A 14,097-nucleotide genomic window follows, 5' to 3' on the forward strand; every position below is an offset into this window, starting at 1 on the left:
GCGCTGCGCGCTTGGGAAGGGAACCGCTTCGCTGCGCTCAGCGGGCCCGGCTTCGCTGGCCAGTGCCGGCCCATCGGGCCGGAGTCCTGCGCTTCGCCCGGACGGTTCGGGTCTCCGCTTCGCTCCGTCCCGAACGGCCCGCCGCGCGGGCCTAGGTGACCCCGTTTCACGGGGTCGGGGCCTTCGGCCCGTTGGGCGTCCGCTTCGCTCCCGCCTGTTCAGTCCTTCCGGCTTCGCCTCCAGGACCACAGCCCGCTTCGCGGGCGGCTGGCAGCAGCTGAGGTGATCCGGTCTATCAGGCGGTGGGCGATGTCGTGACCGTAGAAGTCGGCCAGGTCCACCGCGCTCATCCGCCCCGGGGGTTGCGGTCTCGGATCGGCCCCGTAGGCCAGCAGTATCGCCGTGAGCCGACTATCGATGGGGGTCCCCGACTGGAGTGCCGAGTCACCCTCCAGGTCAATGGCATGCTCCAGCAGGGTCATCCCCCAGCACACCTCGTTGACGTCCGCGCCTTCATCGAGGAGGCGGGTCAGCTCGGCATAGTCGCTGGACTCGACCGCCTGATGGGCGGGCGTCCAAGGATTCTCGACCACTGACGTCCTCCTTCGCTTCCCGCTGCTCGTCAGTCATGTGCTCGGACGCCGGCCATAGCATGATGCAGCATGTACCATTGGAGAAATAGCACCACACTCTCCAGGTGCATCGAGTGAGGTTTCGCGGATGCCTGTCTACGAATACTATCCGGATGAATTGGCGCGGATCTCTGTGGTCAGACAGGCCCACGGACTCGTCCTGGGCGAGGTGAAGGAACAGTGGCAGGCTGCCTGCGACCGCGAGGAACGCGCACTCGCCGGACCCCAGGAGCCACGCAAGCCGACCGCGCTGGACATTGCCTCGTGCCAGCGCATCGAATGGGCTCGCATCGTAGAGGTCATGGCGGAGCAGCAGATGTCCGTGTACTCCCCAGACCAGGACCGGCGAGTGGCCCGCCGGGAAGAACAGCGAGTACAGCGTATGGCTACAGAGGCGGCCTGGGCCGAACAGTCCGGTGGCGGCCTGCCGGTCGAGGTGCTGCGCCACCGCGTCTACCGGATCACAGCCCGACCCACTGCCGCTTCGGCAGGTGAACAGCCTCTGGTCCGGCACGTCTTCGCCGCCTCAGGCGGTGCGGCGGTCGAATACGCCCAGGCCATGTTCAGCTGGCCCGGCAGCACATACCAGGACGCCGAATACCGGATCACTTCCATCGAACAGGTCCTTCCCACACCGGGAGAATTCCTTTGATCCAGCTCCGCGAACACCAGGTCGACCAGAAGTCGAGTTTCCGCCAGTGGGTGGGATTCCCTGCAAGGTCATCTGTGCCCCCACAGGGGGCCCGGGGCACCATCGTGTCAGCGACCGGCTCGGGCAAGACGATCACGGCCGCCGCGAGCGCGATGGAGTGCTTCCCCGGCGGCCGGATCCTCGTCACGGTCCCCACCTTGGACCTGCTCGCCCAAACCGCCCAGGCATGGCGCCTGGTCGGCCACCGGGCCCCGATGGTCTCGGTGTGCTCGCTGGAGAACGACCCGGTGCTGAACAAACTCGGGGTCCGCACCACCACCAACCCCATCCAGCTCGCCCTGTGGGCCGGGGCCGGACCGGTGGTCGTGTTCGCCACGTACGCCTCCCTGGTGGACCGCGAGGACATCGACGCACCTAAGGGACAGCGGAAAGTCCGCGGGCCGCTGGAGGCCGCCCTGGCAGGTGGAGAGAGGCTGTACGGGCAGCAGATGACGGGCTTCGACCTCGCCATCGTCGACGAGGCCCACGGAACCGCCGGCGACCTCGGACGCCCCTGGGCCGCCATCCACGACAACACCCGGATCCCTGCAGACTTCCGGCTGTACTTGACCGCGACGCCGCGCATCCTGGCCGCGGCCGCGCCTCAGAAGGGCGCGGCCGGGCAGGAGGCGGAGATCGCGAGCATGGCCGATGACCCAGACGGAACGTACGGCGCCTGGCTGGCTGAGCTGGGCCTGTCGGAGGCGATCGAGCGGGGGATCCTCGCCGGATTCGAAATCGACGTCCTGGAGATCCGCGACCCCTCCCCCGTCCTCGGCGAGTCCGAGGAGGCACGGCGGGGCCGGCGCCTGGCGCTCCTGCAGGCCGCACTCCTGGAGCACGCCGCGGCCTACAACCTGCGCACCGTCATGACGTTCCACCAGAAGGTGGAGGAGGCGGCCGCGTTCGCGGACAAGCTGCCGCAGACGGCAGCCGAGCTGTACGTCACCGACGCCTCCGACACCGACCTGGCGGCCGCGGAGCAGCTGCCGAAGTCATCGATCGACGCGGAGTTCTACGAGCTGGACGCAGGCCGCCACGTACCGCCGGACCGGGTCTGGTCGGCGTGGCTGTGCGGCGACCACCTCGTCACCGAGCGCCGCGAGGTCCTGCGGCAGTTCGCCAACGGCATCGACGCGAACAACCGGCGCGTACACCGCGCGTTCCTCGCATCCGTCCGTGTCCTGGGGGAGGGCGTCGACATCACCGGCGAGCGCGGCGTCGAAGCGATCTGCTTCGCCGACACCCGCGGCTCGCAAGTCGAGATCGTCCAGAACATCGGCCGGGCCCTGCGGCTCAATAAGGACGGCTCCACCAAGGTCGCGCGGATCATCGTGCCCGTCTTCCTGGAGCCGAACGAGGACCCGACCGACATGGTGGCCTCCGCGAGCTTCCGCCCTCTTGTAGCGGTCCTCCAGGGCCTGCGCTGTCATGACGACCGCCTCGTCGAGCAGCTCGCCTCCAGCGCCCTCACGAGCGGGAAGCGCAAGCTGCACGTCCGGCGCGACGAGGACGGGCGGGGCATCGGGGCCGGCGGCGAAGGTGACGGCGAGGACCAGGAGGACGGCACCGACGCGGCGGCCGAGTCGGCGCTGCTGCACTTCTCCTCGCCCCGGGACGCCGCCACGATCGCCGCGTTCCTGCGCACCCGCGTCTACCGGCCCGAGTCGCTGGTGTGGCTGGAGGGCTACCAGGCACTGATCCGATGGCGGGCCGAGAACGAGATCGTCGGCCTGCACGCCGTCCCGTACGACGTCGAGGTCGAGGTCGGCGTCACCAAGGCGTTCCCGCTGGGGCGGTGGGTGCACCAGCAGCGCAAGGCCCTGCGCACCGGGGAACTCGAAGACCGGCGCAAGAAGCTGCTGGACGCGCCGGAGGCGGGGATGGTCTGGGAGCCCGGTGAGGAGGCCTGGGAGGCCAAGCTCGCCGTGCTCCGGTCCTACCGGCGAGCCACAGGGCACCTGGCGCCTCGGCAGGACGCGGTGTGGGGCGAGGACGACGAGATGGTTCCCATCGGCCAGTACATGGCCAACCTCCGGCGCAAGGGAGTCAAGAGCGGGCTCGGGAAGGACGAGGACACCGCGGCGACCCGGGGCGCGCAGCTCGCCGCGGTCGACAAGGACTGGAACTGCCCCTGGCCACTGGACTGGCAGCGCCACCACCGCGTCCTGGCCGACTTGGTCGACGCCGACGGACAGCTGCCCGACATCGCGCCCGGCGTGCTCATGGACGGCGACGACATCGGCCGGTGGCTTCAGCAGCAGAAGCAGCCGGCCACCTGGGCGCGGCTCCTGCCCGAGCAGCAGGAGCGGCTGATCGCACTGGGCGTAGAACCCGCCCAGGCGCCGCCTCCGGCCCCGGCGGCCAGCCGCACGTCGAAGGGGCCGAGCAAGGCGCAGCAGGCGTTCCAACGGGGCCTGGCAGCCCTCGCGCAGTGGATCGAGCGGGAAGGCGCCCACCGGCCGGTGCCCCGTGCCCACGGCGAGGAGATCGCCGTCCAGGGCGAGGCGGAACCGGTGACCGTGAAGCTCGGCGTATGGATCACCAACACCAAAACCCGACGCGACAAACTCACCGCCGACCAACTCGCCGCCCTCGCGCAGCTGGGCCTGGACTGGGCGCGGTAGCGGTTGTGGCAGAGCTCCAGGGGCCGACCTCTCGACGTGGTCTCTCCAGGGCAGGCGAGTCACACGCTGCCGGGAATTCGCGAGGAAAGACCCCCCGGCTCCAGCCTAGAACGCCCCCTGCACGCCTGTGGCGGGGTCTTCGTGTTGCCCTGCTCCCGGTGGCGGCACTCCAGAACGATGCTGTCGGCAAAGTCGTGGACGCAGCCACCTGCGACCTCAGCACATGCGCTCTGACCTGCACGTTTTCCTCCGGATACCTAGGATAGACGTGCACGGGCGACAGCGTAAAAGCGGTGTTGTCCGCGCTTTGGTGACCTGCGCTCACCATGCTCAGGACGTCCCAGGGAGGGTGCTTCATGACCGAATCCGGCAACCCCAGTCAGCCCGTAAACGTGAACGAGTACGACGCCAGTCACATCCAGGTACTCGAGGGCCTCGAGGCGGTACGCAGGCGGCCCGGCATGTACATCGGCTCGACCGGCGAGCGCGGCCTGCACCAGATGGTCTACGAGGTCGTCTCGTACGCCGTCGACGAGCACCTGGCCGACCACGCCGACGCCATCGACGTCACGATCACCGCAGACGGCGGCATTCGCGTCACGGACAACGGGCGCGGCCTGCCCGTCGAGGTACGGGAGTCCACCGGCAAGTCCGCCGTCGAACGCCAGCTGACGGAGCTGTCCTTCGTTCCCAAGCCCCGCACCGGCTACTGGGTGTCCGGCGGCATCAACGGCCTGGGCCTGTGCGTGGTCAACGCACTGTCGAGCCGTCTCACGGTCGAGGTCCACCGGGACGGCCACCGTTGGACCCAGGAGTACGAGAAGGGCATCCCGATCAGTGCCTTGACGAGGCACGAAGAGAGCAGCGGACACGGCACCGCGATTGTGTTCCTGCCAGACGCCGACATCTTCGAGACCACCTTGTGGTCGTTCGCCACGCTGTCGCAGCGCCTCCAGGAACTGGCCTTCCTCAACGGGGGCCTGGCCATATCACTCACCGACGAGCGTCCGGAGCGACCGGTCCGCCACCACCACCTTGACGGCCTTCGCGCCTACGTCGCCCACCTCAACCCCTACCCCTCGAGTCTCGTCCACTCCCCCGCCATCGGCTTCACGTCGGAGAACGAGGAGCAGACGATCTTCGTCCAGGTCGCCATGCAGTGGAACACCTGGTCCCCGGGAGAGTTCCGCTCCTTCGCGAACAGCACCCGCACTCATGAAGGCGGCGCCCACGAAGTGGGCTTCCGTACCGCGCTCACGTCTGTCGTCAACGAGCACGCGCGCCGTCAACGGCAGATATCCGCAGAGGACGAGGACCTCACGGCCGAGGCCGTCCACGAGGGCCTGACCGCGGTCGTGTCCGTAAAGCTCGCCCATCCCGTCTTCGAGGGATCCACCAGAACCAGGCTCAGCAATCCCGAAGCGGACACCTACGTCCAAGAGGTCATCCGCCAACACCTCGCCGACTGGCTGGACCGCAACCCGAACGAAGCCGCAGCCATCATCCGCCACATCGTCAATGCCTCTACCGGACGCGGGAAGTGGTGACGGAGGCTCTTTAGCGCAAGGGAGAGCCCGGCGTCAGTGCTATGCCGGATACAAGCCCGCCGCCACCCGATCGGGGGAATGGTGGACCCGCTGGGACTCGGGATGCTGTGCCGAAGGGGCTGGTGGGGTCGTGCGGGCGATAGGTGATGGGCTGGAGCGGCTCCTGTACACGCGGCCGGTACCGGTGACGACGGCGGATCAGCTGAAGGCGTTGCTGCGGTGGGAGCGGGGCTCCACCCGGCAGGTCGCCGCTGTCCCGGGCGTGTCCCAGCGGACCGTCCAGCGCTGGGTGACCCCCAAGCCGGTAAGCCAAGGACGCCCGAACCCCGGCCACGAGCAGAAGACCGCGGAACTCGTGCGGGCCCGCTGGCAGCCGCTGATCCGTGCGCGCCGGCGGGCCGCGGCGGAGGCCGGTGGTGTAGTCGTCCATACCCGGGCCCGGTTCGGGTTCAAAGCCGGTGGCGGCAGCTCGGACGATCCGCAGTTGCGGCGTGTCACCGGGCGTCTGAACGGGGCGGTGACACAGCAGATCTTCGCCGCCTTGGACGCAGGTGTCAGCGAGGAGCAGCACAAGCTGATCCTCGGCCGTGCGCTGGGACACCTCTACTTCCGCGAGGCCGGTCACCGTGCCCACGGTCTCCACGTAACCCTCGATGACATCGACTTCATCGAGTTCGCCCTTCAGTGACGTGTAGAGGCCGGGTCTGCGGCAGGTCGTCAGTGAGCCGAAGCACGAGAGTTGACACTAAGGCCGGTGTGTTGTCACTCGGGGACGTCTGCTGGCGATGGCAGCGGGTTGGGCCGGCGCCCGCCTGCGCAGGCCAGGACTTCTGTCACCGACGAGTTCAGAAAGATCGTGAACACGGACGACCTGTCCGCAGAGTCAATGACACCGGTACGGACAAGCTCTTCCCCAGCCTGCCGCAGGATGTCGACCGAGGCGGCAAGACCCTCGATCGTGTGGCCGCGCCGAGCAGCTGAGCGGATTCGAAGCCCGAACACCCCCGCGTGCCGGATGGCAGGGACCAGACCGTCCCATACGACGAAGGCACCCCCGGCCATCAAGGCATCACGGGCAGGTCCGCATGCCGCGGTCTGTTCCCGAAGCATGGCGCTGAGGTCCTCGCGAGTCACGCTGTGCGCCGGTGCCCGTACGACCCAGTTATCGCCCACGTGTGACAACTGCATCGCCTCTCTGGTGACAGTCAGACTGCTTCGACCTGCTTCCTTCGCAGGCTATCTGGTGCCGACGGTGACGGCTATCGAGCCTCGGCACAGTCAGCGGGTGGCCGTGAGCGGGTAGTAGCCGTGGGCTTCTTGTGCTTCGCGCCAGTCCCACACCACGGCGTCCTTCCGGGCCGCACGTTCGGCGCCGGGTGGCTGAGGCGGGCGCAGCCCGGCAGCCTCGGCCAGACGCAGGACGGCCGGGCGCTCCCCGGGGCCGGCCAGCAGGTAAGTGGCCTGGGTCAGGTGTGCGTAGCGGGTGGCGGCGCGCAGGAAGACGATGGCCCAGGGCGGGACGGGGTGAGTGGCGCAGCCGTCGGTGAAACGGGCCTGGTCGTGGAGTGCGAGCAGGGCTGGTGCGTCGTGGAAGTCGTCGCTTCGGGCGGTGGCCAGCTGCTGGAAGGAGGCTCCGGTGAACAGGGTGGCGGCCAGGGCTGCAGCCAGCTGTGGGTGGGCGGTCACGGTGTGGATCCGGCGGGCGGCTTCCTCGGCTTGGGCGGGGGTGAGGGGGGTGGGGGCGAGCCGGTGTTTCCAGTCGATCAGGTCGGGACTGCAGGGGCCCGTGCACGGGCTGGGGCTGTCGTAGGAGACGAGCCGGTCCAGGGGAGACAGCGTGAGCCAGCGTCCCGGCTCCACGCCGGGCCTGACGGCGTCCGCGGCAACAGGCCGGGCGTCGGTTGGGGGTGCGGGGTCGTTGCCGTAGAGGGCGCGGGCTTCGGCCAGGGTGGTGGTGCGGGTATGGGGCAGCTCGGCGAGAGCGCGGTCCAGGACGGCGGTCAGGCGGCGACGGTGGACGACGAGGGCGAGGTGGATTGCGGTCTGCCGCCACAGGGTGAGGATGCGCTGGAGACGGCGTGCGTCGAGGAGGTGGGCGCGCAGGACGGTCAGGCGGGTCACGGCCAGTGCGGTCGTCCACGCGGCGGCCGCCTCCCACAGCGGTGGGCGGCCATGGGGGAACCGGCCCGGGATGTGTACGGGTTTGCCCAGGGCCAGGAGCAGGTCGTGGGCCAGGGCGGTATCGCTCGTCGTGCCGGGGCCGGGGTGGAGGGTGATCCGCCCGGCCGCGGGGTGGTGGGCGGCGAGGGCGCTGTGCGTGAAGGCGGCGTCGTCCCCACAGTCGAGGACGATCGCCAGACCCGGCGCGGTGGTGGGTGGGTTCATGCGAGGCGGCTGAAGGCCCAGCGAAGCAGGTCGCGGTCCGGGCGCGGGCGGTCCATGCGCTCCATAGCGGTCCGCACGTGGGCGGTCAGCTGCGCCCAGGCGCGGAAGTTGCCATGGGCGGCCTGTTCGTCGGCGAAGGTGATGTCGGCCAGGTCTGCGTCCTCCCAGACGGGGTGGAAGAGCGGGACGACGTCGAGGACCTCTTCGGGGGTGAGGCGGGTGAACTGCTGCCAGATGAAGATCCGGGAGGAGAGCATCGGCTCGCGGCGCAGGACCGTGTGCGCGCCGGCGCCGCCGACGAAGACGATCGCGATCTGGGTGACGGGCTCGTCCCACAAGTAGCGGAAATACTCGAACGCCTCCCCGTTGAGCCACTGTGCCTCGTCCACGAGGAACGTGCGCGGCCTCTCGGACAGGGCGGTCTTCAGCAGGCGGTCGAACTCGCTGGGGTGGCGGGGAGGCTCACCGGGCAGGCGGAGCGTCTCGAACAGTTCGTAGCGGACCGCGCGGGCGGTGGGACGGGCCCGGAAGGTGACCCGGCAGACCTCCTCGCCCCGGGTGTCCTCCAGCTCGTGCAGGCACGTGTTGACCGCCAGCGTCTTCCCGAAGCCGGCGTTGCCGTGGATGCACATCATCGCCCGCGCGGCGACCGTGTCCGCGATGTTCTCCCGCGCAGTCAACAGCGCCCTTGTGGTCACGATGGAAGCCTCGGGCAGATTCACGTACTGGTAGGTGGGCGCGGTCACCGCACACCACCGCCCGCAGCACCATCCCCGCCACCGGTGACACCCGCCTCCGGTCCGCCGCCGGGCCCGTCGTCATCCGGCGCGGGTGACGTCTGCGGCCGGGTACGGGCCGCGAGGGAAGCCGGGGTACGCCAGTCAGACGGAGGCGCGGCCGGCGGGATCAGGTCCGGCAGCGCCAGCCTCGACAGATCCCCCCGGTCAGCCACCGCCAACTCGGCAGCAGCTTCGACCGCGCCCACGGCGTCCAGCCGCTCAGGCTTCCCCGGCCGGGTCGCGGCGGCGTAGCGCTCGCGCTGGGCCGCGGCGAGGTCCTTGCGCAGCCGCCGGCCACGCGCGGCCCGCGCGGTGCGGACCTGGGTGATCTGCTCCGGGCTCGCCTCGTCCGCGACGGTCGCAGGTCCCAGGTAGCGACCGGTCGCGGCGTCGAAGACCTCGATCCGGTGATCGTGGTGCGGCATGAACCGCACCCTCACCCCCGTACCAGCCAGGCCCGTCATCCACGGCCCCACATAGTCCCGCCGACGGAACCGGACACCACGGGTGGAGACCACCCGGATCCGTCCGTCATCCTCCAGCGTGAACGTCCACAACTCCTCCGGACTGAACTCCCGTACCGGAATCGGATCCGCCTCCCAGGCCTGGAGCGGGGTCTTCCCGCCCAGCGGGCCCGGCTGGGCGGCACGGTGTTCCACCACTCCACCCAGCGCAGCAGCCGGGCGGTGAAGTCCTCGAACCCGAGCAGCAGCTCGTCCTTGGGCCGGGCCCGCCGCCGGCCCGGGCGCGGTTGGCGCACGTAGCCGGGCAACGCGGCCAGGAACATCACCTCCACAGCTCGGTTCAGGCCCTCGACCGTGCCCTTCAGGTGCGGGGTGTAGGCGGGCAGGTCCTCCACCTCGACCACCAGCGCCCCGAACGCCGCCGCGACCGTCCTCGACAAGAAGTCCCTGCCCCGGTCCACCCGGACCTTCTCCGGAAGTCCGCCCTGCGGCCCGAACGGCTCCTCGCGCAACACCGCAGCGCGGAGCGCGGCCAGCACCGACTCCCGCGACGGACACCCGGGCGTCACCGCCACCCCCATCACCGTGTTCGTCGCGCAGTCCACGAACCACGTCACCCACGGACGACGGACCGTGCCCTCGACCTCGACCAGGACCGGGGCCTGGACGTGATCGGCCTCCCACACCTGATTCCGCCACCCACGCGGCCGCGTCAGAAACACATCATGCTTCCTGGCCTCACGCTCACCACCAGCAAGCCCCGCCCGCTCCCCCGCGGACAGATCCCGCCGGATCGCACGATGCAACGTCTGAACCGACGGCGGCGGATCCCCCTCGCCCCGGTCCGCGCGAGCCGTCAGCTCACGATGGACAGCGGCGACGTTCCCCCTCCACAGACCGAGCAGAGCCCGGACCTCCGGGGTAACCATGAACCTGCCGTAGTACCGGGCCTGCTCCCCCAGCACCACAGAGTCGTCTTCCTCCACTGCGGCCAACCACCGCCACACCGCCCGCTCCCGCACCCCGAACGTCTCACCCACCGTCCGCACATGCTGGGTGGTCAGCTTCCCCTCCCGGCGCAAAGCCAACAGCTGGCGCACCGCCGGCCCCCGCAACGCCCGAACCGACACCGCAGGCAACGCTCCACCCGAACCCCCGGCGACCGGGAGCTGTACTTCCTCGTCCACCCGCCCCACACAACCGGCCCCCGGCCAGCCGATAGATCAGAACTCACGAAACTGAGACAGCGTCACCCCTGGGACGATAAAGCCCAAGGACAGCGATCCCCCACCGATCTCTCACATCAAAGACAGTGACACCCGATCTCAGAGCAAGCCTTGACCAGCACCAACACCCCAAGAGGCCACTGTCTCTCACACCACTGTCCCTAAACCGAGAGATCGCACTGAAAGCCCTCCTGGACGGCGGCGCGCGCCTCACGGCCGTGGTCGCGGGGGTGACATGGCACGGGGAGGACATCGGCCGCTGGCTCGCCACCCAGCGCCGCGACTTCCGCCGGCTGAACGAGGAGCAGCAGCGCCGCCTGACCGAGCTCGGCGTGAAGCCAGCACGGGCCGTACGGGCCCGTACGGCGGCCGCGACGGCGGGTGCGACGTCCATGTCCGGGCGGGGCGCCGAGGCGTTCCAGAAAGGCATCCAGGCCCTCACGCAGTACCAGGAACGTGAAGGTGGCGACCTGCCCGGCCGAACACACACCGAACTGCTGCCCGACGGGTCGGAACATCGGACCGGGGTATGGATCGCCAACCAGAAACAACGCCGCGACCGACTCGACACCGACCAGCTCACCGCCCTCGCCGCCCTCGGAGTCCCGTGGGCGCAGTAGCCCTGGCCTTGGGCGCCCCTGCGGTCCGAACGTTCCGGCCCGCCTTCGGCGAGCGGTCGCTGTGACGGCTCACCGAAGGCGGACGTGATGGTCATGGCTTTGTTCACGAGGACGGGCAGCACTTCGACATCGGTTCGGGAGTCGCAGCCTGGCCGAAATATTCACGAGTTTCGGTTCTGGCCGTTCTTCCGTGAGACCTACGCCATCTGCGGGGCAGCGCCAGTCTGAGTCCGTCGGCTGCGGAACCACGTGGCGCATGTCAACGTCCATCCAGACGTTGGCAAGATCATGAACCTGACGGAGGACCCGCCCATGTCGGCAACAGCTGCCCGCTACCTGTACCTCGCGCGGCACGGTGAGGCCTCATCGGACGAGAGCGCGCTGACGGACAACGGCCGCCGTCAGGCCGTCCTGCTCGGGGAGCGGCTCCGCGGGGCCCCTCTCGCGGCGATCCACCATGGCCCGCTCGCGCGCGCGGAGCAGACGGCGCAGCTGGTCTGCGAGCAGCTCGACGATGTTCCCCTGCAGTGTTCCGGACTGGCCGGCGACTACATTCCCTACATGCCGCAGCGCGAGGAGCTGCCGTCAGGATCGGCCGACGCGATGCTCGGTCACCTGGCCCAGTTCCCGGCCGAGGAACGTGAACAGGGCCCCGGCCTGGCCCAGGAGGCTCTCGCGCTGTTCACAGGACCCGTCGCCGGCGATGAGCCGCTCCACGAGCTCGTCGTCACGCACAACTTCCTCATCGGCTGGCTTCTCCGGGCCGCCCTTGACGCGCCGAAGTGGCGCTGGATGGGCATCAACCACGCCAACGCCGCGCTCACCGTCATCCGCTACGCGCCCGGCCGGCCCCCGTCCGTTCTCCTCTTCAACGACACCGGCCACCTCCCCGCCGACCTGCGGTGGACCGGCTTCCCGCCCGACCTCCACATCTGAGAACAGTGATCCCCCATCGCAGGCAGTCACCAGACGAAGATCCAGTGACGACGCCTGGCTGACCCACAGGCCAGGCGCCGTCAAATCTCTCGACAGCACCCGGGCCTGCTGGGGCTGTCTCGTAGCAGTGGACCTTGCGGAGGTCAGATCCACCTTGCGTTTGATCTTGCGTGGGCGGGAAAGATCCCCGCATGACCGATCCTGTGAACGACGGCGTGGCGACGCCGACAACCGTGTCGATCTCGGTGAAGGGCCTCTCAGACGCCGGTCTGGAACCGCAGCTGCGGTCCTGGATCAGCTCCGGCCCCAACGAGCCCGTGACCGCCGAACAGATCACCCGGGCCATCGGGGAGGACCGGCTCGCCCAGGCCGCCGAATCCCTCGGCCGCGAGCCCGGCGACCTCGCCGCAAGTCTCGCCGCCGATCTCCCCGGCCTCATCGACACCGCCTCCCCCAACGGCCGCGTCGAATTGGCCCGCACCCAGGACGAAGCCGTCGCCATCCAGGCCCGAACGGCAGGCAGCATCCACGCCTACATCGAAGGAGGACCCGCCTCTCTCTACAACGGGACCGACGCCATCGCACTGGCCACCAAGTCCAATGGCGTGACGCTGACCGCAACCCCTCAAGAGGTCGTGGACGACGCGACGTCCACTCCCGGAACCCAAGCCGACATGACGATCACGCCCGCACGCCCGCTCGACACCCAAAACGGGCTCTACACGGCCGACATGACCGTGATCTTCGACGCCGTGCCCCGCCCCTAAGGCTTGTCCCGTAACTGCTGGTCACAGGTGAGATGATCTTGGTGTGGCTGGTGTGATCACGGCGTCGGAGCCGTCTTGGATAGCCCCGTTCACCGGGCTGAGCCCGCGCTGTTTCGGGAAGCTGGTGACCGTGCTGCGGCGCGAGGGTGCGGACGCGGTCCGCAAGGGCCGGCCGTGGAGCCTTCCTCTGGAGGACCGTGCTCTGCTGGTGGCGGCGTACTGGCGCACGAACTTGACGATGCGCCAGCTCGCTCCGCTGTTCGGGGTCTCGAAGTCGGCCGCCGACCGCATCATCGACCACCTCGGGCCGATGCTCGCCCTGCAGCCCCGCAAGCGGTTCGCCAAGGACACCGTGCTGATCGTGGACGGCACCCTGGTGCCCACCCGCGACCACTCCGTGGCCGAGCAGTCCAAGAACTACCGATACTCCACCAACCACCAGATCGTCATCGACGCCGACACCCGCCTGGTCGTCGTGGTCGGCCGGCCGCTCGCCGGAAACCGCAACGACTGCAAGGCCTGGGAGGAATCCGGCGCCAAAGCCGCCGTCGGCAGAACACTCACGATCGCCGACGGCGGCTACCCCGGCACCGGACTCGTCATGCCGCACCGCCGCCGCAAAGGCGAAGACCTGCCCGACTGGAAGCAGGCGCACAACAAGTCCCACAAGCAGATCCGCGCCCGTGCCGAGCACGTCTTCGCCCGCATGAAGACCTGGAAGATCCTCCGCGACTGCCGCCTCAAAGGCGACGGCGTCCACCACGCCATGCTCGGCATCGCCCGCCTGCACAACCTCGCCCTCGCCGGATAGGCCAGCGGATCACACCGCGACTGACCCCTGCCCAAGGCGACTCAAAGATCATTTACGGGACAAACCTTAGGGCGGCTCGGAGGGTGTCGGTGACGCCGTCGGGAATCTGCACCTCCCTCAGCCTGATCACGGCGGTCAGGATGGACAGGGCGTTGGTCGTGATCTTCTCCTGCGCCTGCATCTTCGTTTGGAAGCGCCGGTTACGGACCTCCAGCAGTGGCGAGATGTAGCGGCCGGTGAAGATGGTCGTCGCCATCAAGATCAGTGCGGCACTCCCCCATGCGGGGATCCAGTCGAGCATGGCGCCGATTCTGGTGACGCGCAGCGGTAGGCCGCAGGCGAACCGGCAGATCCGACAGGAGTACTGCGGTCGATCGCTTCGAGACGGGCGGCGCAGGGCGTGCCGTGGGAGCCCGGTGGCCCGGGTGCGCCACAGTGGTCGGATGCGCCGCCGGACCCCTCGACATGGTGGACACGGCCTTTGCCGCGTTGATCCAGTGGTCCGCGTGATCGGCCGCAGCGCGCTGCCCGAGCTCTCGGAGGGCCATCGGCTACGGCAATGGCCGACGGTGTACAGGCCTGCCCCGCCTGGATGCCACGCTCTCTTCTGGT

General features: G+C 69.2%; 12 protein-coding genes and 1 pseudogene. 8 read left to right on the forward strand and 5 right to left on the reverse strand.

The features are described from left to right. Positions 1–218: 218 nt before the first annotated feature. Positions 219–593 (reverse strand): ankyrin repeat domain-containing protein, encoded by a 375-nt coding sequence (locus OG509_RS39875; RefSeq protein WP_331741575.1) that lies wholly within the window; start codon positions 591–593, stop codon positions 219–221. Between the two features lie 127 nt (positions 594–720). On the opposite strand from OG509_RS39875, the gene OG509_RS39880 reads away from it, so the two are divergent. The 4 genes from OG509_RS39880 to tpg all read left to right on the forward strand — a co-directional run bounded on the left by OG509_RS39880 (position 721) and on the right by tpg (position 6,185). After that, on the forward strand, positions 721–1,284 hold the full coding sequence (locus OG509_RS39880; RefSeq protein ID WP_331741578.1) for a hypothetical protein: 564 nt from the start codon (positions 721–723) through the stop codon (positions 1,282–1,284). Continuing rightward, positions 1,281–3,950: a Helicase associated domain protein gene (locus OG509_RS39885; protein WP_331741581.1), complete on the forward strand. Its 2,670-nt coding sequence runs from the start codon at positions 1,281–1,283 to the stop codon at positions 3,948–3,950. Before OG509_RS39880 ends, OG509_RS39885 begins: the two co-directional genes overlap by 4 nt. 356 nt (positions 3,951–4,306) lie before the next feature. Continuing rightward, positions 4,307–5,497, forward strand: a complete 1,191-nt coding sequence (locus OG509_RS39890; protein WP_331741584.1) for an ATP-binding protein — start codon at positions 4,307–4,309, stop codon at positions 5,495–5,497. 130 nt (positions 5,498–5,627) lie between these two features. Beyond that, positions 5,628–6,185 (forward strand): telomere-protecting terminal protein Tpg, encoded by a 558-nt coding sequence (tpg, locus tag OG509_RS39895; protein WP_406179002.1) that lies wholly within the window; start codon positions 5,628–5,630, stop codon positions 6,183–6,185. A 590-nt stretch (positions 6,186–6,775) separates the two neighbouring features. Here the strand turns inward: tpg and OG509_RS39900 are convergent. From OG509_RS39900 to OG509_RS39910, 3 genes and pseudogenes are all read right to left on the reverse strand, one after another. Continuing rightward, positions 6,776–7,882, reverse strand: a complete 1,107-nt coding sequence (locus OG509_RS39900; RefSeq protein ID WP_331741590.1) for a hypothetical protein — start codon at positions 7,880–7,882, stop codon at positions 6,776–6,778. Then, the gene (locus tag OG509_RS39905; protein WP_331741595.1) at positions 7,879–8,628 is read right to left on the reverse strand and encodes an ATP-binding protein; all 750 of its coding nucleotides are present in this window, start codon (positions 8,626–8,628) and stop codon (positions 7,879–7,881) included. The genes OG509_RS39900 and OG509_RS39905 overlap by 4 nt, the downstream gene beginning before the upstream one ends. 92 nt (positions 8,629–8,720) lie before the next feature. Then, a pseudogene (locus tag OG509_RS39910) lies at positions 8,721–10,225 on the reverse strand (Mu transposase C-terminal domain-containing protein); the annotation flags it as partial. Between the two features lie 356 nt (positions 10,226–10,581). On the opposite strand from OG509_RS39910, the gene OG509_RS39915 reads away from it, so the two are divergent. The 4 genes from OG509_RS39915 (at position 10,582) to OG509_RS39930 (ending at position 13,485) form a co-directional block, all read left to right on the forward strand. After that, positions 10,582–10,971, forward strand: a complete 390-nt coding sequence (locus tag OG509_RS39915; protein WP_331741601.1) for a helicase associated domain-containing protein — start codon at positions 10,582–10,584, stop codon at positions 10,969–10,971. A 312-nt stretch (positions 10,972–11,283) separates the two neighbouring features. Then, entirely contained in the window at positions 11,284–11,907 is a 624-nt protein-coding gene (locus OG509_RS39920) for a histidine phosphatase family protein (RefSeq protein WP_331741604.1), read from the forward strand. Positions 11,908–12,098: 191 nt separating this feature from the next. After that, a complete protein-coding gene (locus tag OG509_RS39925) occupies positions 12,099–12,674 on the forward strand; it encodes a YidB family protein (RefSeq protein WP_331741606.1) in 576 nt (191 codons plus the stop codon). Positions 12,675–12,717: 43 nt separating this feature from the next. Beyond that, on the forward strand, positions 12,718–13,485 hold the full coding sequence (locus OG509_RS39930; RefSeq protein WP_331741609.1) for a transposase: 768 nt from the start codon (positions 12,718–12,720) through the stop codon (positions 13,483–13,485). A 52-nt stretch (positions 13,486–13,537) separates the two neighbouring features. On the opposite strand, the gene OG509_RS39935 is transcribed toward OG509_RS39930, so the two are convergent. After that, the gene (locus OG509_RS39935; RefSeq protein WP_406187873.1) at positions 13,538–13,786 is read right to left on the reverse strand and encodes a hypothetical protein; all 249 of its coding nucleotides are present in this window, start codon (positions 13,784–13,786) and stop codon (positions 13,538–13,540) included. Positions 13,787–14,097: the final 311 nt, after the last annotated feature.

Origin of the sequence: Streptomyces sp. NBC_01006 (assembly GCF_045162725.1) — a bacterium.
GTDB lineage: Bacteria > Actinomycetota > Actinomycetes > Streptomycetales > Streptomycetaceae > Streptomyces.

What these genes read in the sequence shown, in the direction of transcription:
- OG509_RS39880 (WP_331741578.1), top strand. Translation starts at nt 721, where the DNA reads ATGCCTGTCTACGAATACTATCCGGATGAATTGGCGCGGATCTCTGTG.
- OG509_RS39890 (WP_331741584.1), top strand. Translation starts at nt 4,307, where the DNA reads ATGACCGAATCCGGCAACCCCAGTCAGCCCGTAAACGTGAACGAGTAC.
- OG509_RS39900 (WP_331741590.1), bottom strand. Translation starts at nt 7,882, where the DNA reads ATGAACCCACCCACCACCGCGCCGGGTCTGGCGATCGTCCTCGACTGT.
- OG509_RS39920 (WP_331741604.1), top strand. Translation starts at nt 11,284, where the DNA reads ATGTCGGCAACAGCTGCCCGCTACCTGTACCTCGCGCGGCACGGTGAG.
- OG509_RS39925 (WP_331741606.1), top strand. Translation starts at nt 12,099, where the DNA reads ATGACCGATCCTGTGAACGACGGCGTGGCGACGCCGACAACCGTGTCG.
- OG509_RS39935 (WP_406187873.1), bottom strand. Translation starts at nt 13,786, where the DNA reads ATGCTCGACTGGATCCCCGCATGGGGGAGTGCCGCACTGATCTTGATG.